The organism is Corynebacterium timonense (assembly GCF_900105305.1).
Lineage (GTDB): Bacteria > Actinomycetota > Actinomycetes > Mycobacteriales > Mycobacteriaceae > Corynebacterium > Corynebacterium timonense.
This window is the reverse complement of record NZ_LT629765.1, coordinates 1,350,150-1,369,040: the sequence shown is the minus strand read 5'-3', so window position 1 is coordinate 1,369,040 and position 18,891 is coordinate 1,350,150. Positions and strand designations below refer to the sequence as shown.

The following is an 18,891-nucleotide window of genomic DNA, read 5'->3' as shown; positions in this document are numbered from 1 at the left end:
CCCCGTCATGCGGCGGAACAGGAGGTCAACGGGAGGTCAACGAGGATGCTCGCTCTGATCGGGTGCTCCACGCGTGCGGCCGCGCGGGCGGGGTTTCCCGTTTTGGCAACCGCGGGAGCGGGAAGCTGGTAGACACGGAACATGTCAGCCCGTCGGGCGCGACTCGATAACACACAACCACACAACGCGAAAAATACACATCAAGGAGTGGAACGTGGATATCCAACAACTTCTGTCCAAAGTAGAAACACGCCTGTTCATCGACGGTGAATGGCGCGAGGGCTCTGAGGGGGAGACCTACGACGTGCTCAACCCTGCCACCGAGGAGGTTCTCGCGACCATGTCCTCAGGCTCCCGCGATGATTCCATCGCGGCGCTCGACGCCGCGCACAAGGCGCGCGCGAGCTGGGAGAACACGGACCCACGGACCCGTGCCGAGATCCTGCGCACGGGCTACGACTTGGTCAAGGAGCGCAAGGAGGAGTTCGCCCACCTGATGACACTCGAGATGGGCAAGGCCCTCGGCGAAGCGCGCGGCGAGGTCGACTACGGCGCAGATTACCTGCTGTGGTTTTCCGAGGAGGCCAACCACTTCTTCGGCCACACCAACCGCTACCCGGCGAAGGGTAACCGGATGCTCACCGTGCACAAACCGGTCGGCCCCTGCCTGCTGATCACCCCGTGGAACTTCCCGCTGTCTATGGCCACCCGCAAGATCGCCCCCGCGCTGGCGGCGGGGAACACCGTGATCATCAAGCCCGCGAAGCTCACCCCGCTGACTATGCAGTACTTCGTGCAGACGATGGTCGAGGCGGGCGTGCCCGGCGGTGTGATCAACATCGTCTCCTCCCGCTCGGCTTCCGACGTTTCCGAGCCGATCATGGCGGACCCGCGCCTGCGCAAGGTGTCCTTCACCGGCTCGACCCCCGTCGGGTCGACGCTCATGGGCCTGGCTGCGGACAACATCCTGCGCATCTCTCTCGAGCTCGGCGGCAACGCCCCGGCCATCGTCTTCCCGGACGCCGACCTCGACTTGGCTGTGGAGGGCGTGAAGTCGGCGAAGATGCGCAACATCGGCGAGGCCTGCACCGCCGCGAACCGCATTCTGGTGCACGAGGACGTGGCGGAGGAGTTCACCCGCAAGTTCGTCGCGGCCATCGAGGCGATGAAGGTGGGCAACGGCCTCGATGACGGGGTCGAGGTGGGCCCGCTCGTCGAGGAGAAGGCGGTCGCTCACATGCAGGAGCTTGTCGACGACGCCGTCGCGCACGGCGGCACTGTGCTCACAGGCGGCAAGCGCGTCGAAGGCAAGGGCTTCTTCTTCGAGCCCACCGTCATCACTGGAGCGTCCACGGACGCCAAGGTCTTCCGTGAGGAGATCTTCGGGCCGATCGCGCCGATCTTTACCTTCAAGGACGAAAAGGAGGCGTGGGAAGTGGCCAACGACACCGAGTTTGGCCTGGCGTCCTACGTCTTTTCGGAAGACCCGGACATGCTGTTCCGCGCCTCGGACGCGCTCGAGTTCGGCATCCTCGGCTTCAACTCGGGCGTGGTCTCGGACGCCTCGATCCCCTTCGGCGGTGTGAAGGCCTCCGGCCTGGGCCGAGAGGGATCCCGCGAGGGGATGCTCGAGTACACCGAGGTGCAGTTCATCGGTACCCGCGACCCGTACCAGCGGGTCAACTAACTAGCGGCCGGAGCCGGTCACGCGCCGCCAGGCGGCGAGGAAGGCCTCGGTCTCCCGTTCGGTAGTGACGGTGATGCGCAGCCCCTCGTCGAAGGCGCGGACCAGCACGTCGTGGTCGGCGAGGCGCTGGGCGTACTCGGCGGCTGGAGCGTCAAGGGCGTGTGCTGGGACCCACACGAAGTTAGCCTGGCTGGCGGGGCTGTCGTAGTCGGCGAGGGCCTCGCCGAAGCGGTCGCGCTCGTGGATGGTGGCTTCAACGCGCCGCCGGAGCTCCTCCTGCTGCTCGAGCGACGCGAGCGCGGCGGCTTGTGCCACAGAGCTCACGCTAAAGGGCACGGCGACCTTGTTCAGCGCCTCGATGATCTCGGGGGCGCCGAAGGCGTAACCGATGCGCGCGCCGGCCAGGCCGTAGGCCTTGGAAAACGTACGCAGACCCACCACGTTGGGGTGGGGGACAATCTCTTCCGTCGCGACGGGGGTGTCGGAGGCGCGGTTGTATTCGAAGTACGCCTCGTCGAGAGCCACGATGACGTCGCGGGGTACCGCCTCGATGAACGCGTTCCACTCCCCGGTGGTGATCGTCGTGCCGCTGGGGTTGTTCGGGTTGCAGACGAAGATGACACGGGTGCGCTCGGTGACCGCGGCCGCCAGCGCGGGCATGTCGAGGCGCTGGTCCGCCGTGAGCGGCACCGCGATGGGGGTGGCGCCGGCGATGCGGGTGAAGATGGGGTAAGCCTCGAAGGAGCGCCACGGGAAGACGATCTCGTCGCCGGGCTGCGCTGTCGCCGTCACCAGCTGCTGGCACAGTGCCGAGGAGCCCGTGCCCACCGCGACGCGTTCGGGGTTGAGCTGGAGGTGCCGCGCGATGGCGGCGCGCACCTCCAGCGCGCCCATGTCGGGGTAGCGGTTGAGCTCCGCGGAGGCCGCCGCGAGGGTCTCTCTGACCGAGGGCAGCGGGCCCTCCGCGCTCTCGTTCGAGGACAGCTTCACGGTGTCGGGGCTCGTGGTGCGCGTGCCCGGTACGTAGGCGGGCAGATCAGACAGGTCGGGGCGGATCACGCGAGTCACCCCCTACGCCTGGCCCTCGAACAGCGTGGTCACCGAGCCGTTCTCGAAGATCTCGTGGATCGTCTTGGCCAGGAGCGGGGCGATGGAAAGGACGGTGAGATTATCCCAGCCCTCGGTGTCCTGCGGCAGCGTGTCGGTGGTGATGACCTCCGAGGCGCCGCACTGGCTGAGGCGCTGGCGGGCGGGGCCGGAGAAGACGCCGTGGGTTGTGGCGATGAGCACGGACTTCGCGCCCGCGTCCTTGAGCACGCCGACGGCGCCGGCGATGGTGCCGCCGGTGTCGATCATGTCGTCCATGAGGATGCAGTCCTTGCCCAGCACGTCACCGACGACGCGGTTGGAGACGACCTTGTTGGCGGCGTCGATGTCGCGGGTCTTGTGGACGAAGGCCATCGGGGCGTCGCCAAGCGTGTTGGCCCACTTCTCTGCTGTCTTGACGCGGCCGGCGTCGGGGGAGACCACGCAGAGGTTGTCCAGCGGGTACTTCGACTTGATGTAGTCGGTGAGGATCGGCATGGCGTGCATGTGGTCGACCGGGCCGTCGAAGAAGCCCTGGATCTGGTCTGTGTGCAGGTCGACGGAGACGATGCGGTCGGCGCCCGCGGCGGAGAGCAGGTCGGCGATGAGGCGGGCGGAGATGGGCTCGCGGCCGCGGTGCTTCTTGTCCTGGCGGGCGTAGGGGTAGAAGGGCAGGATCGCCGTAATGCGCTTCGCGGAGCCGCGCTTGAGGGCGTCGATCATGATGAGCTGCTCCATGATCCACTTGTTCAGCGGCTGGGAGTGAGACTGCATGACAAAGCAGTCGGAGCCGCGGACGGACTCCTCGAAACGGATGAAGATTTCGCCGTTGGCGAAGTCACGCGCGGTGGTGGGAACCAGTTCGATGCCGAGCTCCTTGGCCACCTCTTCGGCGAGCGCGGGGTGGGCGCGCCCGGTGAAAAGCTTGAGGTTTTTGTGGCTCTCTGTGGAATATCCGGTCATGGTGTTCCTTACTTCTCGCGTGCGTTCTTCGCGGCCTCGGCCGCGTCCGTGCCGGGCCGGTTCTTCTCCACCCAGCCCTCGATGTTGCGTTGGCGGCCCTCCTTGATGGCGAGGGCGCCCGCCGGCACGTCCTGCGTCACTACTGTACCCGCGCCCGTGTAGGCGCCATCACCGACGGTGACGGGCGCGACGAACATGGTGTCGGAGCCGGTGCGGCAGTAGTCGCCGATCGTGGTGTGGTGCTTGGACACGCCGTCGTAGTTGGCGAAGACACTGGAGGCGCCGATGTTGGATTCCCGGCCCACGGTGGCGTCGCCGATGTAGGTCAAGTGCGGCACCTTCGAGCCGGGCCCGATCGTGGCGTTCTTGGACTCGACGAAGCCGCCGAGCTTACCGTCTTCGCCAAGCACGGTGCCGGGGCGGATGTACGTGAAGGGGCCGACGCTGGCGCGCGCGCCGATGACGCTGAGCTCGCCCTGGGTGCGCACAACGGTCGCGCCTTCCCCGACCTCCATGTCGGTCAGCGTGGTGTCCGGGCCGATTTCGGCGCCGTCGCCGATGACGGTGGAGCCCCACAGCTGGGTGTTGGGGTGGATGACCACGTCGCGGCCGATTTCGACTTCCACTCCGATCCAGGTGGTGTCGGGGTCGACGACGGTGGCGCCGGCGCGCATGGCGGCTTCGACGGTGCGGCGGTTGAGCTCCTTGCCGGCGGCGGCGAGCTGGACCCGGTCGTTGACGCCGGCGAGCTCGCGGGCGTCGGGCGCGGTGAAGGCGGCGACGGTTTTGCCGTCGCCACGTGCGATGCCAAGCACGTCGGTGATGTACAGCTCGCCCTGGGCGTTGTCGGTAGTAATGCGGGTCAGAGCGTCGCGCAGCACGGCCGCGTCGAAGGCGAAGACGCCGGAGTTGACTTCGCGGATGAGCTTCTGCGTCTCATCGGCGTCCTTTTCTTCCACGATGCCCTGGACGGCCCCGGTGGCGTCGCGAAGAATGCGCCCGTAGCCGGTAGGATTCTCGGACTCGAGGGAGAGGACGGTGGCGGCGGCGCCGGCGGACTCGTGGGCCTCGATGAGCGCTTCGATGGTGTGGCCGGTCAGCAGCGGCACGTCCCCGTTGGTCACCACGACGGTGCCGTTGAAGTTGGGCAGCGCCTCGAGGCCCACCTGGACGGCGTGGCCGGTGCCGTTTTGCTCCTCCTGCACGGCCGTGAGTACCTTCGCCGCCATCTGGTCCGCGATGGCGGCGACGGCGGGGGCGACCTGCTCACGCTGGTGCCCGATGACCGCGACGAGGTGGGCGGGGGAGACGGCGGCAGCGGCGTGCAGCGAGTGCGACAGAAGGCTGCGCCCGCCGATGTCGTGGAGCGTCTTCTGCTTGTCCGATTTCATGCGGGTTCCTGCGCCGGCGGCGAGGACGATAACGGCGCATTCGGAGTGGTGTGGCACTCGGAGACTCTCCTTAGGTGTTGTGGATATCCTTCGCCCGTGCCGCGGGCGCTGCGGGTTCAGGGGTCAGCATAACGCTTAGCCCTCGCGTTTTCAGACCTCGTCGAGGTTCGACGCGCCAAAGACGCCGATGAGCCCCATGACGGCGAGGAAGAGCAGCGTGATCTCGGGGCCGAAGGCGGCCAGCGCCGAGGTGACCGCGCCCATAACGAGCAGGATCGCGCCCATGACGGTGTTCGACGCCCCCGTGATCATCGTCCGCCGCGGCCCCTCGGCCATGTCCACTAGGTAGGTCTTGCGCGAGACGCGCACGGTGGTATGCGCGAGGTTGACGAGGAAGAAGCCCAGCGGCATCACCCACGCATTCACGCTTGTCGACGCCCACGTGGCGCTCGCCACAAGAACAATGAGCACCACCGAGGCGATCGCCGCGCTCACCGCCATCGTGGTTTTGGAGGATGCGTCCGACCAGATGCCGGAGACGCGCCCGCCGAGGAGCGCGGAGCCGCCCGAGGCGATGATGAACGCCCCGAGCCCGGTCAGGTCCTGCCCCTCCCCCTGGGCGAGCACGATGATAAACGGGGTGGACAGCGCGGTAACGAGCATGAGAGAGCGCACCACGAGGAAGCGGCGCAGCGGCTTGTCGTCGCGGATGAGGTCGAGCGTCGCTTTGACCCAGCCCGTGTCCTTCTCCTCTACGTCGTGGCCGCCCGGCGGTTCTTCGATGCGCGCGAAGACGAGCGTGGCCAGCACCCAGGTGGCGGCGCCGCCGCCGAGCAGGGCGACGATGACCCAGCGCGGTGGCTCGTTGGGAAGGAATGTCAGCCCCAGCCCGATGGCGAGGGTAAACGCGCCGGACAGGGCCGTCGCCCTGCCGGTGATGAGGCCGCGGTGGCCCTTCTCTACCGTTCTGCCTTGCACGTCTTTGCCGGTGATGGAGCAGATGGCACGGAAGACGGCCAACACGCCCAGCAGGGCGATGACGGTGACGCCGAGGACGACGCCGCGGAGGAACACCGCGGCGACGGCGATGCCGGCGGCGGAGGCGGCCTGGCCGAGGGAACCCAGGAGCCAGAGGCGCTTGCGGTGGGGTGTGGAGCTAATCCACGGGCTCAGCGCCGCCTGGGGCAGCATGGAGCCGGACTCGCGCACCGGGACGAGCAGCGCGGTGAAGGTGGCTGGCACGCCCGCGGCCGTGAACAGCCAGGGCAGGACAGTCTTGGCGGCGACGATCTGATCGCCAATGCCTTGGAGCCCGTTGGACCAGATAAAACGCCGGGCGTTTGCTTCCTCGTGTTCCGGCGTGTCCGGCGTGTTCTCGCTCATACCGGGTAATCCTAAAAGCGGTGCGCACGGGGCGCCGGATAAGCGTGTACTAATCTTCGCGCGGCGGAGGCGGCGCGTGGCCGCGGTGGGGTCGCGCTGCGTAAGCTTCCCCACCTGGACTCGAACCAAGAATGACGGTACCAAAAACCGTAGTGTTGCCAATTACACCATGGGGAACGACAGTTGGTCATTCTAGCGGACGGGGCGGCAAACCCTAATCCCGGGGTGCTGTGAAACGCCCGTAGAGTGGTGGCCATGGCTCGCCAGCGAATGTCACGCGCCCAGCGCCGCGCGCAACTGATCTCGATCGGCCGCGCGGCTTTCGCCGAACGGGGCCTCGACGGGGTGTCGGTGGAGGAGATCGCGGCGCGTGCCGGGGTGTCTAAGCCCGTGCTCTACGAGCACTTCGGGGGCAAGGACGGTCTGTACAGGGCGATTGTCGAGGAGGACACGGCGGCGCTCGAGGTGATGATCCTCGAGGCGATCTCACGGGGCCGCTGGCGCGAGCGCATCGAAGGCGGCATCGTTGCCCTGTTGACCTTCGTCGAAGACAACACAGACGGGTTCATGATCCTCGTCCACGGCCAAGTGCCGGGGGAGGAGAGGACGTTTTCCACGCTGCTGAACCGGTCGATTGCTCAGGTGGCGTCCTTCCTGGGCGTCGCGTTCAACCACCGCGGGCTCGACCCGACGATCGCGCCGCTGTACGCCCAGGCGCTCGTGGGCACGGCGTCGAACACCGCGCTGTGGTGGCTCGACGAGCGTTCGCCGGACAAGTACACGGTGGCCGCGCACATTGCGAACCTCGCCTGGAACGGTTTGCGCGGGATGGAGACGACGCCGAAAATCGATCCTGCTGTCGGCGCGCAGGATGACGCTGGCACGGAGACCAACACCACGGAGGACGAATGACCGACACCACCCCTGCCCTTGGCGGGCTGCTCGCCACTGCTGCCACCGACCCGAAGTTGAAGGGGCTAGTGGGCAACGTCGGTCAGGAGCGCCTCCACGTCACGGGCATTGACCAGGTGCGCAGCTGGGCCGCGGCCGCCGTGGCGCGCGAGACCCCGCTGCTTGTGGTCACGGCGACCAGCCACGAGGCGGAGGATCTCACCGCCGAGCTGAGGGCGCTGCTGGGCGACGGGGAGGTGGCGCAGCTTCCCGCGCTGGAGACTCTCCCGCACGAACGGCTCTCGCCGGCGGCGGACGTCGTGGGCAGGCGCGCGAAGGTGCTGTGGGAGATGCCGCGCGTCATCGTCGCCGCGGCGCGCGCGGCCTGCCAGCCTGTGCTCCCCGCCGTCGAGCCCATTGCGCTCGCGCGCGGCGAGGAACACGACTTCAGCGAGCTGACCGCGCGGATGGTGGGCTACGCCTACAACCACGTCGACATGGTGTCCGCACGCGGGGAGTTTGCCACCCGCGGCGGCATTATCGACGTCTTCCCCACGACCTCGGAGACCCCCGTGCGCATCGAGTTCTGGGGCGACGAGGTCACGGACATCCGCACCTTCTCCGTCGCCGACCAGCGCACAATCGATGAGGTCGAGGTCGAGCGCGTGGAGCTGTTCCCGGCCCGCCAGCTACTCATTAGCGACGCCGTCGCGGCCCGCGCCGCCGAACTCGCGCGCGAGTACCCGTCGAACCCGACGCTAGTTCAGCTGCTCACGCGCGTGTCCGAGGGCACCTACGCCGACGGGATGGAGGCGCTCATCCCGGTCCTCACCGACGCCCCCTTCGCGGCGGTGCCGGAGCTGCTGCCCCAGGGGGCGATTGTCCTGGTGACGTCCCCGGAGAAGGTCAAGGCGCGCGTCGCTGACTTGGAGGCCACCGACCGTGAGTTTCTCGAGGCCGGTTGGGAGGCCGCCGCCATGGGGGCCGAGGGGCCTGTTGCTGTGGAGGGCTTGGACGTCTCCGCCAGCTCGTACCGCTCTTTCGAGTCGCTCGAGGTGAGCGCGCTCAAGGCGGGCGTGGCGTGGTGGACCTTCGCCCCGCCCGGCATGTTCACGGCCGACGACGAGCAGACGCTACCCCTGGAGTTCGAGCCGGCCCCGGCGCCGAAGGGTGACCCGAAGGCGATCGAACAGCTCTACGCCGCGTTGAAGCTGCACTTGGGCGACAACGGCGGGGCGGCCGCGTTCGTAGCGCCTGCGAAAGGCACCGTGGAGCGCACCGCAGAAAGGCTGCGCGAGCACGGCATCTCGGCGCGCCTGGCGACCCCCGGCATGGAGCCGGTCGCCGGGGCGGTGACGCTCTACCAGGCGCTCTCCCACGCCGGCCTCGTCTTTCCCGGCCCCAACCTGGTGGTGGTGACGGAGACGGACGTGACCGGCAACCGTGTGGGCGACATCGCCGGGGCTAAGCGCCGCGCCCCGCGGCGGCGCAACCGGGTGGACCCGCTCGCGCTCACCCCGGGCGATTACGTGGTCCACGACACGCACGGCATCGGCAAGTTCGTGAAGATGGCGGAGCGCACGGTCAAGGCAGGAGACGAGGATTCGCGCCGCGAGTACATCGTGCTCGAGTACCAGCCGGCCAAGCGTGGCCAGCCGAACGACCAGCTGTGGGTGCCCATGGAGTCGCTCGACCTGCTGAGCAAGTACTCCGGCGGCGAGCAGCCCTCCCTGTCCAAGATGGGCGGCTCCGACTGGAAGAACACGAAGCGGAAAGCGCGCGCCGCGGTGCGCGAAATTGCCGGCGAGCTCATTGAGCTCTACGCCAAACGCCAGGCCGCGCCCGGCCACGCGTTCGCCCCGGACACCCCGTGGCAGCATGAGATGGAGGACAATTTCCCCTTCGTGGAAACGGAGGACCAGCTCACAGCCATCGAAGCAGTGAAGTCCGACATGGAAAATCCGGTGCCGATGGACCGCGTCATTGTCGGCGACGTCGGCTTCGGCAAGACCGAGGTGGCGGTGCGCGCCGCCTTCAAGGCTGTGCAGGACGGTATGCAGGTCGCGGTGCTTGTGCCCACGACGCTGCTCGCCCAGCAGCACTTCTCCACGTTCAGCGAGCGTATGGACGGTTTCGGGGTGACCGTGCGCGAGCTGTCGCGTTTTACCACCGCGAAGGAATCGAAAGAGATTTTCGCCGGGCTTGCCGACGGCTCCATCGACGTCGTCATCGGCACCCACCGGCTGCTGCAGACGGGCGTGCAGTGGAAGAACCTCGGCCTCATCGTCGTAGACGAGGAACAGCGCTTCGGCGTGGAGCACAAGGAGCACATCAAGGCGCTCAAGTCGCATGTCGACGTGCTCACCATGACGGCGACGCCGATTCCGCGCACCTTGGAGATGTCCTTGACCGGCATCCGCGAGATGACCTCGATTACCACCCCTCCGGAGGACCGCCACCCGGTGCTCACCTACGTCGGCCCCCAGGAGGACAAGCAGATCGCCGCCGCCGTGCGCCGCGAGCTGCTTCGCGACGGCCAAGTGTTCTACATCCACAACAAGGTCTCCGACATCGAGAAGACGGCCCGCCGCCTGCGCGAGCTCGTCCCGGAAGCCCGCGTCGTCGTCGCCCACGGCCAGATGTCGGAGCAGGTCCTCGAACAGACGGTGCAGGGCTTCTGGAATAGGGAGTACGACGTGCTCGTGTGCACCACCATCGTGGAGACGGGTCTTGACATCGCGAACGCCAACACCTTGATCGTCGAAAACGCCCAGAACATGGGCTTGTCCCAGCTGCACCAGCTGCGCGGGCGTGTCGGCCGTTCCCGCGACCGCGCCTACGCGTACTTCCTCTACCCGAAGGACAAGACGCTCACCGAGACCTCCTACGACCGGCTGGCGACCATCGCGCAGAACAACGACCTCGGCGCCGGCATGGCGGTGGCGCAGAAGGACCTGGAGATGCGCGGCGCGGGCAACGTGCTGGGTGCGGAGCAGTCCGGTCACATCGCCGGGGTGGGCTTTGACATGTACGTTCGTCTTGTCGGCGAGGCGGTGGAGACCTTCAAGGCGCTCATGACGGGGGAGACGGTGGACGCGACCGACAAGGGGCCGAAGGAGATCCGCATCGACTTGCCTGTCGACGCCCACATCCCCGAGACCTACATCAACTCCGAGCGTTTGCGCCTGGAGATCTACCGCAAGCTCGCGGAGGCCCGCGACGACGCGGACTTGGTCGCCGTCGCCGCCGAGATGACGGACCGCTTTGGTGCGCTTCCCACCGAGGCCGAACGCCTCATGGCGGTGGCCCGATTGCGCCACCAGGCGCGGCGCGCCGGGGTGTCCGACATCCTGGTCCAAGGCACGCGCATTAAGTTCCAGCCCGTCGAACTGCCGGACTCGAAGCAAGTGCGCCTCAAGCGCCTCTACCCGGGCGCGAATTACCGCGCCGCGGCCAAGGCCCTCCAGGTTCCGTTCCCCCGCTCCGCCAAGGGAGTCAACCAGCCCACGCTTCGCGACGTCGAACTTCTCCAGTGGGTCTCCGATTTTCTGTCCGAGATGTTCGACGTGGAGAAAATCTCCGTGACGGGGTCGACGCCGGTGGAGGAGAAAAAGAAGGTGTTTTCGGTGAGCGAGTAGGCGTCTACGGGTTGCGCGCCCGGTCCCGTAAGATATTCGGGCATGCCCCCATAGCCCAATCGGCAGAGGCAGTCGACTTAAAATCGATTCAGTGTGGGTTCGAGTCCCACTGGGGGCACAGTGTGGAGCCTCGAGGCATAGTTCCGGTTATGTCTCGGGCTCGTGTTTTTTCGGGCACCGCGTCGTAGAAGAGAGTTTTAGTTTTTCCTCACCCGGACAGCCGCGCACTGTTTGGCCGAGATGGGTTGTGACCTGCAGCGCTGGTGGAAATGCTGGGTGCCCGACGAGCTTTACCCGCGTGACGGCAAAGTTTTATGTGAAAACTTTCGGCAAACGGTTGCTCCAAGTATATAATCGCGTTATCTCACTGTAATGGTGGAGCGTGAGGCCATGACGTGAGTCCCCAGTGTTTCCTCTTCGTGATCGGAGTTTCATGACCAAAAATTCGCGTGCGCTCGTGTCCGCGCTCACGGCCTTGGGCCTCGGCGTGGGCCTCGCAACCGTGCCTTATGCGGAAGCAGATTCCGCAACGACGACTGTGAACTTGCCCTTGGCCTGCAACCTGCAGTTGAAAGATCCATCCGGCCTTGCTCAGCAGGCAGAGGGCGTGTACAACTCCGCTGAATCGGCCTACTCCGCCTTTAAGATTTCAGCGAAGGTCACCGCCCCGGCGACTGTTAAGGCGAACGAGGAGTTCGACTACACGATCGATCTCGGCCAGGTGTCCTTCCCCGCGAGCTTCAAGGCCTCGGTTGCTACGGCGACTGTGAACAAGGTGAGCCAGCTTAACCTGTGGGTGGACCTGCCAAGCAACGCCACCATCGAGTCCGTTGAGACCAGCGGCGGAAGCCCGGCCGTTGCTGTGAAGCGCGAGGGAAATCGCTTGCACTTCACCGGGCAAAGTGGCGCCGACGTGACCACGTGGTCGAAGGGCAACCGTGCGCAATTCGCGCATGGCGGCCTCGAAGCGCAGAAAGTGGGGAACAGCTACGTCGTTAACGTGCCCAAGGTCACCCTAAAAATGAGGGCAAGTGCTACGGCGGGTGAGACGATCCAGCCGAGAATCAACGCCGCCGACGCCGCGACGTTCAGCCCCGACTCCTTCGTGCAGCTGTACACGGACGCCACCGCGAAAGCGTTTTTTATCAACCTCAACGTGAGTGCGTTCATCCGTTGTGGGCTGTCCCAACACGACACCCACTACCCATCTAAGGGCGGTACAAACCGCCCAGCGGACCCGCTGCCCGCGGTGAAGGTCCTCGCCGCCGATCCGGTCCCGCCAGCGCCGACCGCGTCGCCGACCACGACTACCTCTGCGCAGCCGGAACCGACCACGACTACCTCTGCGCAGCCGGAACCGACCACGACTACCTCTGTGCAGCCGGAGCCGACTCCGCCAGTGTCTTCCTCGGATCTGAAGCAACTGCTCATGAACATCTTCGCCTCAATCCTGCAGTTCTTCCGCGCGCTCTTCAACATCCCCGGATCGTCCGCACCCGCGCTGAAGGGCAGCTCTTTCTAGGGCGCATGCCGTAGTGCGAGCAACCTCGATCCAGGGCGGACCTGGGTCGAGGTTTTTCTTCTGCAGATCTCTGCGCACACCGTCTCGCGCCTTGTATGCTGCGTGGGTAAACATCAGTGGATGGTGATGTTGGGGGAGACAATGAGAATTATCCGGGGGGCGACTCCATGCGTCGTCGCAGTGTGCGTAGCGACGACCCTTGCAGCGTGCAATAGCCCGCAGGCCCAGCAGCCTGCGAACGAGGCCGCGCCGGTCGAGGAGGTGCCAGCCTTTCACTTCCAGAGTGGTGACCTCGTCTTAGGTGACTACGATCCGTACACCATTGGCGAGAACCTGTTTAACCCGTGCGCGGAGATCACCGACGAGGAGTTCGCCGCGGCGGGCTTCGTGGGTAAGCACGATTTGGGCTATGACGCGCTGGCTCAAAAAGCGTCGTGTTTTTTCGAGTCTGACGACCCTGATATTCGAGTCGGTTTCATCGCTAACGCCGCGAATCGAGAGACGTCGGGTGCTCAGGCTCGTTTTATCGAAGGGATCGACGCGGGCAATATCCCGGGCGTCTATTTCTATCAGCCGCAGTTCGATGCGGGGGTCTGCTTTGCCGTTGTCGACACGGAGCGCGGAGCTTTCGGCACGGTTGCTAGCTCTGTCTTTCCCGATGCGGACGTCGTCCCGCTATGCGAAAGAGCCAGCCGCAGCCTCCAAGCGCTCTACAGTTTGTAATATGCCGCGTGTCCACTATGGTGGGCATGCTTCGCATGAGCGAAGGGCGGCGGCGTGGTTAACATGACGGAAGTCCAGTGTTTTCTCGGGGGGAAAGCTACATGGGGGTAGCGGATGAGTAGCCAACTTTTTCTAGACGTCGCTTCAGTTAGGAGCGCGGTCGCACAACTTAGAGCAGCATATGCCTTGGCGGACGATGCTGGATCCCACAGCCTGTCAGTAGCGTTGGCCGCGTTCTCCCCGGTGTCGGGTCTCGACATGGCGGGTCGGATGCATGGCACGGTTGCGGGCACGTACGAGCCGATGTCGTCCAAGGCGTTTGCCTCGCACATCCGGGACGCCGCCGTGCTGCTGGAGTCGAACCTGAACAATACGGTGAGGGCAGACGCCGATTTCTCTCGTTTGGTGTCCCATATCGGTGTCGTCAAGGGCGCCGTTGCGAGGGCCGCGTCGAGAGCCCAAGCGGCAGCCCCGGCGCCGGCATTGGTGAACGCCAAGACAGGCCGGTTCGCCAACGCGGCGCCGGTGGCGGGACCTCAGTTCTCGCTTCCGGGCCTGCATAGCCTGCTGTCCGCCACCAACCCCGCTGAGGCAGCTACGGCGTCCGGGCAGTGGGGTGCCACCGCGGCGAGGCTGGGGGAAACGGTTGCGGCGCTCGAGGGGGCGAAGGCGGCGCTCACGTCGTCGGCGGCGACGAGCTGGGTGCAGGCCGCACTGGGGCACATCAACCGCATCCAATGGGCCGGCGGAACGTATGCTGCCCATGCAACGGCGATGGCCTCGCACACGGCGAACCTTGCCTCGGTCGCTGCGGCGAAGCAGGTGCTTACCGCGGCAGCGTACGCGACCTGGGCCGCGCTTCCCTCGCCGGAGCAAAAGATTGCCTTTGAACAGGCGTACCTGGCGCCATTTCCATCGACCTTGACGGCGAGCCTGGTGCCCACGAAACCCGTGTTCAACCAGCTCTTGCCGGACTTGGCGGACATGCCTGGGGACCACTTCAATCCGGGGGCAGTAAGTGTGGCGGCCGCGCCAGAGTTCGACAAGATTGGGCTGCCTACAATTGTCGCCGATGCCTTCCGCCAGCGCGGTTACGGAGACCTAGCGCAGGCGCGGACGCCGGATGAGGTTGTTTCCCAGTTCAGCGCGATCACCCCCGAAGTTGTCGAGGCGATCTCCGCGGGGGCAACACCGACGCAGGCGGCTGCGCTCGCCGCGCCGAGCATGCCCGCAACGCTTACTCCCGGGGCCAGCCTGGGAGCCGGCGGAGCGGCGCCAGGCGCGGGCGCGTCCGGCATGGGGATGGGGGTGCCGCTGCCCGGAGGTTTGTTGGGCGCGCAGAGCAGCCCCCGCCCCGGTAGCGCCGCAGGAACTTCTATCGTGCCTGGGCTCGGTGTCGGGGGCGGGGCCGGACATCACCGGGCCACCGGCCGCCCGCAGCTGGGTGGTGCTGGCCACGCCGGCGGTAGTGGGCGTCCACAGTTTGGTGGTGTTGGGGCGGGCGCCGTCGGCATCCCGGCTGACGGAGCGAACCGCTACTCAAGCACAGCCGCACCCACGGCCGCGCAAGCGGGGCCCCGCGCGGTGCCGGTGTCGGGCGTGGCAGGCCCGGCTGGGTCGGGCGGACCTATGGGGCCCGCGGGTGGGGTGCCGCGCCGCGACGGCGAGGATACGCGCAGGGGTGCGCGGGTGAAGGCCGTCACCAGCGCCGTCGAGCGGGACGGGAACCTGCGGGCGCTGCTCGGGCAGGCGCCGGCGGTGCTCCCAGGCGTCATTGGGTTCAACGTCACGCAGCCGCAGCGCTAGCCACGGAGCATCAGTCGGCGAAGATCTCGCGGAGGAACGGTGCGGAGTGGGTGGTTGAGAGGTTCACCGTCCCGCTGTGGTCGGTGGGGTACCAGCGCACCTCGACGCGAGCGTTGCGCGCCCCGGCGTTGGCGGCGAACTGGTTGAGCCAGAGTTGGCTGTTTAAGGCGATGCCGATAGGGGAGGGGACATCAATATCGGTGAGGCCGTGGCCCACAAAAACGGGCCTATCGTAGCCTGCGGTGGGGGTGGACATAAAGGAGCGGATAGCCGGGGCGAGCCCGGGGACGTCGCTCAGCGGGCGCGAAAAGGCGCGGGAGAGGCTCGTGCCGGCGGAGGCGGCGGCGACCTCGGAGTAGCAGCTGCGTGTGGCCTGGTCAACCATGAAGCGGCCCTCCGGGGTCAGTGCGGAGTCGATGTCGAGGTGAGGGTGGGCCTCCTCGACCGCAGCGAGGATGTACAGGCCGTAGGTGGTCAGGCCGGAGGGCAGCGGAACCGGGGGAAACGTGGGGCCCGCGGCGATGACGATCTCTTCGATGTAGGCGGGCGCGCCGGTGGCCACGGCCCCGCGGTAGTCCAAACCGAGCTGACTGCTCAACGCGGTCGCCCGGTGCGCCACGTGCAGCGCCACTCCGCCGCCCTGGGACTGGCCGATGACCGCCCAGCGCTTCGACAGCGAGGGGCCGAAACTCGCCTGGTGGGCGGCCTGGATGGAGTCGACAACGTTGGCGGCGGCGACGTGACCGTTGAGGTAGCTGTGGGCGCCAGGCGTGCCCAGCCCGGCATAATCGGTGGCCACGACGGCGTAGCCGTGGTCCAGCCACCGGTTGAGATATTCGGCGTCCCGCGCAGAGCGCTCGTTGATACTGGGAGCGCACTCGTCGCCCAGCCCGACTGTGCCGTGCGCCCACGCCAGCACCGGCCACCCCGACGCCGGGGCCTGGCCATGCGGCAGGAACACGGCGCCCGTGCTCACGGTGGGCTGCCCGTGCTGGTTAACGGTCGTGTACGCCACCCGGAATTGTTGGGCCGCGCTGCTCAGCCCCACACGCGGGTCCAAGGGGACCTCCGCAAGCGCCGTGCCCGCAGGTCCGGAGGGCGCGGGGATGGACAAACCGCTGTCGAAGGTGGGGACGTGCCGGGGCGCGACCTCGCGCATTGGCTCGCCCGCGTGGACCACGGCGGGCGGGTAAGCCGCGAGGAGGAATCGACGGGGCTGGCGTCGGCAGGCGCTGCTGCTGCGGCGGCGACGGCGAGGCTGGCAAGAACGGTCAGGTGGCGGCGCATGGCGTCTCCTTTGGCGGGGAAAAGAAATACCTTCCCAAAATTAGAACACACCGCGGGCTACGCCGTGCCCGGTTTGAGAGGTGCCGAGCTGCGGTCGCCGCGCAGGCGCTTGATCACGTTTTCGGCCGAAATCAGGCACATGGGCACGCCGACGCCCGGCACCGTCGTCGCGCCTGCGTAGTAGAGGTTGCGCAGCTTTTTGGAGCGATTGGAGCCACGCAGAAACGCCGATTGCCGCAACGTGTGGGCCGGCCCGATCGACCCGCCCGACCACGCGTGGTAGCGCTCGGCGAAGTCGGCGGGCCCCAGGGTCCGCTGCACGCGGATCCGGGAGCGCAGGTCCGGGATGTCGCACCGGCGCTCGATGAGCTCGAGCGTGGCCGACGCGATTGCCTCGACCGCCGCCGAGGCCGAGCGGTGGTACAAGTCGCCGTGCCCGAGGTCCTCCGCGGCGGGCGTGGGGACGAGTACGAAGAGGTTCTCGCAGCCAGCGGGAGCCACACCCGGCTCTGTAGCGGAGGGCTTGGAGATGTAGATCGAGCGTGAGGCCTGCAGCGGGCGCTGCGGGGTCGGGCCGTTGAAGACCGCGTCGAAGTCGGCGTCCCAGTCGGCGCTGAACAGCAGGTTGTGGTGCGACAGCTGGGGCAGTGCGCCCTCGACGCCGAGCATGAGCAGCACGGTGCCCAGCCCGGGGTCGCGGGCGGCGAACCATGGCTCGTCGTACGTGCGCAGCGCGGGCGGCAGCAGACGGGTCTCGGTAAAGCGCAGGTCGGCGGCGGAGACGACGACGTCGGCGTGCAACGGCGGGCCGCCCAAGCGCTGCACCCCGGTGGCGCTCCCGCCGCGGTGGGTAATGGCGCTGACCTCCGTGTTCAGCAGGATCCGCGCGCCGTTTGCTTCGGCGAGGTCGCGCAGCGCGCCCATCACCGCCGAAAAGCCCCCGCGCGGGTACTTCACCCCCTGCACGAGGTCCGTGTGGCTCATCAGGTGGTAGAGCGAAGGGGTGCGCGCCGGGTGCGAAGACAGAAAAACGGCGGGGTAGGTGAGCATCTGCCGCAGGCGCGTGTCGGTGAAACGCTCCGCGACGAACGTGTCGAGGGGCACGCGCAGAAACGCCGCCAGTTGCGCGTAGCGGCCCCGCAGTTCGGGCCCGACCAGGGGCCTCAGCGAGGAGAAGGTGGTGTACAAGAACTTATCGACGGCCACCCTGTACGCCTCGGAGGCCGAGTCCAGATATTGCCCTAGCTGCGCGCCGGCCCCCGGCTCAAGCGCCTCGAAAAGTTCGGTGGCGGCCTCCCGGCCGGAGTCCACGTCGAGGGGGGCGTGCCCCTCTGGGAACAGCCGGTAGGCCGGGGCGAGGTCGACCACGTCGAGGACGTCTTCGGTGCGCATGCCGAAGAGGGAGAAGAAGTGGTCGAACGCGTCCGGCATGAGGTACCAGGACGGGCCCGTTTCGAAGCGGAAGCCGTCAATGCGTTCCTCGCCGGCGCGCCCGCCGATGGTGCCGAGGCGTTCGACGACCGTGACGGCGTAGCCCTCCCTGCCCAGCAGGGCGGCGGTGGCCAGCCCGGCGGCGCCGGCCCCGATGACGATGGCGCTGCGTTTAGCCACGGCGCACCCCCGCCCGGGCGGCGGCGCGCGTGGTGACCAGGAGCTTGCGGTGGGCGGGGACGCGGACGCGGGCGGTGGCGAGCGTTGCGGCGGGAGTGGCGTCGAGGACGTCGGTCAGCTCGCGGAATAGGGCTTCGGCCGCGGCGACCGCGGGGCGCGAGGCGGGCGGCAGTAGCGCGATGGCGCGGCGGGCGGTGTCGAGCTCGGAACGGATGTCGCTGATGAGGGCGGCCTTGAGGGCGTCGTCAAGCGCGCGCTCGCGCAGGCCGGGGAAGTAGGCACGGCCGAGGATGCCCTGGTCCTCGCGGTAGTCGCGCAGGAAGTTGATTTTTTGAAAGGCCGAGCCGAGCGTGCGAGCCCCGCGCTCCATCTCCGCGCGAGCGGCGGCGTCGACGCGGCGCCCGGCGAGGAACACCGACAGACAGAGCAGGCCGATGACCTCGGCGGAGCCGTAGACGTAGGCGTCAAAGCCGGCGGCGTCGTAGTGCGTCTGTGTCACGTCGCGGCGCATGGAGGAAAAGAAGGCGCGCACGTGATCCGGGTCGAAGCCGCAGCGGCGCGCGGTTGCCGCGTAGGCGTGGAGGACTGGGTCGGTGTGGAAGGTCACGCCGGGGGCGGCGAGGACTGCGCGCTCGTAGGCGTCGAGGGCGGAGGCGGGGTCTCGGCCGGCGGAGAGCGCGGCGCCGTCGACGATCTCGTCGCTGATGCGCACCATGGCATACAGGTTGCGCACGTCCCGCCGTTGTGGCGCGGGAAGCAGGCGGGTGGCCAGGGAGAAGCTCGTCGAGTAGGCGGCGATGACCTCTGCGGCCGCGGCGTCGCACATGGCGTCGTAGCGGGCGAGGGAAGAGGGGAGCGCGGGGTGGGCCATCGGGTTACGTCTTTCGTCGCGGGCTGGTGAAA

13 protein-coding genes and 1 tRNA gene are annotated in these 18,891 nt (G+C 67.3%); 7 read left to right on the top strand and 7 right to left on the bottom strand.

Going from position 1 to position 18,891, the window contains the following annotated elements; translation table 11 throughout:
- The first annotated feature begins 214 nt into the window (after positions 1 to 214).
- Positions 215 to 1,687, top strand: a complete 1,473-nt coding sequence (locus BLT81_RS06440) for an NAD-dependent succinate-semialdehyde dehydrogenase (protein ID WP_019194143.1) — start codon at positions 215 to 217, stop codon at positions 1,685 to 1,687.
- On the opposite strand, the gene hisC is transcribed toward BLT81_RS06440, so the two are convergent.
- The 4 genes from hisC to BLT81_RS06420 form a co-directional block, all read right to left on the bottom strand.
- Positions 1,688 to 2,746, bottom strand: coding sequence for a histidinol-phosphate transaminase (gene hisC / locus BLT81_RS06435; protein ID WP_019194142.1), 1,059 nt, complete (start codon positions 2,744 to 2,746; stop codon positions 1,688 to 1,690).
- Between the two features lie 12 nt (positions 2,747 to 2,758).
- Entirely contained in the window at positions 2,759 to 3,736 is a 978-nt protein-coding gene (locus tag BLT81_RS06430) for a ribose-phosphate diphosphokinase (protein WP_019194141.1), read from the bottom strand.
- An 8-nt stretch (positions 3,737 to 3,744) separates the two neighbouring features.
- Positions 3,745 to 5,184 carry a bifunctional UDP-N-acetylglucosamine diphosphorylase/glucosamine-1-phosphate N-acetyltransferase GlmU gene (glmU, locus tag BLT81_RS06425; protein ID WP_019194140.1) on the bottom strand — a complete coding sequence of 480 codons (1,440 nt, stop codon included), beginning with the start codon at positions 5,182 to 5,184 and terminating at the stop codon, positions 3,745 to 3,747.
- 93 nt (positions 5,185 to 5,277) lie between these two features.
- Positions 5,278 to 6,510, bottom strand: coding sequence for an MFS transporter (locus BLT81_RS06420; RefSeq protein ID WP_019194139.1), 1,233 nt, complete (start codon positions 6,508 to 6,510; stop codon positions 5,278 to 5,280).
- 255 nt (positions 6,511 to 6,765) lie between these two features.
- On the opposite strand from BLT81_RS06420, the gene BLT81_RS06415 reads away from it, so the two are divergent.
- The 6 genes from BLT81_RS06415 to BLT81_RS06390 all read left to right on the top strand — a co-directional run bounded on the left by BLT81_RS06415 (position 6,766) and on the right by BLT81_RS06390 (position 15,090).
- Entirely contained in the window at positions 6,766 to 7,422 is a 657-nt protein-coding gene (locus BLT81_RS06415) for a TetR/AcrR family transcriptional regulator (RefSeq protein WP_040421355.1), read from the top strand.
- Positions 7,419 to 11,039 (top strand): transcription-repair coupling factor, encoded by a 3,621-nt coding sequence (gene mfd / locus BLT81_RS06410; RefSeq protein WP_019194137.1) that lies wholly within the window; start codon positions 7,419 to 7,421, stop codon positions 11,037 to 11,039. The genes BLT81_RS06415 and mfd overlap by 4 nt, the downstream gene beginning before the upstream one ends.
- Before the next feature lie 44 nt (positions 11,040 to 11,083).
- Positions 11,084 to 11,157 (top strand) — tRNA-Leu (locus BLT81_RS06405).
- Between the two features lie 339 nt (positions 11,158 to 11,496).
- Positions 11,497 to 12,561 carry a hypothetical protein gene (locus BLT81_RS06400; protein ID WP_155860830.1) on the top strand — a complete coding sequence of 355 codons (1,065 nt, stop codon included), beginning with the start codon at positions 11,497 to 11,499 and terminating at the stop codon, positions 12,559 to 12,561.
- Between the two features lie 180 nt (positions 12,562 to 12,741).
- On the top strand, positions 12,742 to 13,284 hold the full coding sequence (locus BLT81_RS06395; protein WP_172812378.1) for a DUF3558 family protein: 543 nt from the start codon (positions 12,742 to 12,744) through the stop codon (positions 13,282 to 13,284).
- Between the two features lie 270 nt (positions 13,285 to 13,554).
- Entirely contained in the window at positions 13,555 to 15,090 is a 1,536-nt protein-coding gene (locus BLT81_RS06390; RefSeq protein WP_155860828.1) for a hypothetical protein, read from the top strand.
- A 10-nt stretch (positions 15,091 to 15,100) separates the two neighbouring features.
- Here BLT81_RS06390 and BLT81_RS06385 read toward each other — a convergent pair whose 3' ends face one another.
- From BLT81_RS06385 to BLT81_RS06375, 3 genes are all read right to left on the bottom strand, one after another.
- Positions 15,101 to 16,270: an alpha/beta hydrolase gene (locus BLT81_RS06385; protein ID WP_231286596.1), complete on the bottom strand. Its 1,170-nt coding sequence runs from the start codon at positions 16,268 to 16,270 to the stop codon at positions 15,101 to 15,103.
- Positions 16,271 to 16,434: 164 nt separating this feature from the next.
- Positions 16,435 to 17,988, bottom strand: a complete 1,554-nt coding sequence (gene crtI / locus BLT81_RS06380; protein WP_019194133.1) for a phytoene desaturase family protein — start codon at positions 17,986 to 17,988, stop codon at positions 16,435 to 16,437.
- Positions 17,981 to 18,859 (bottom strand): phytoene/squalene synthase family protein, encoded by an 879-nt coding sequence (locus BLT81_RS06375; RefSeq protein WP_019194132.1) that lies wholly within the window; start codon positions 18,857 to 18,859, stop codon positions 17,981 to 17,983. The genes crtI and BLT81_RS06375 overlap by 8 nt, the downstream gene beginning before the upstream one ends.
- Positions 18,860 to 18,891 lie beyond the last annotated feature (32 nt).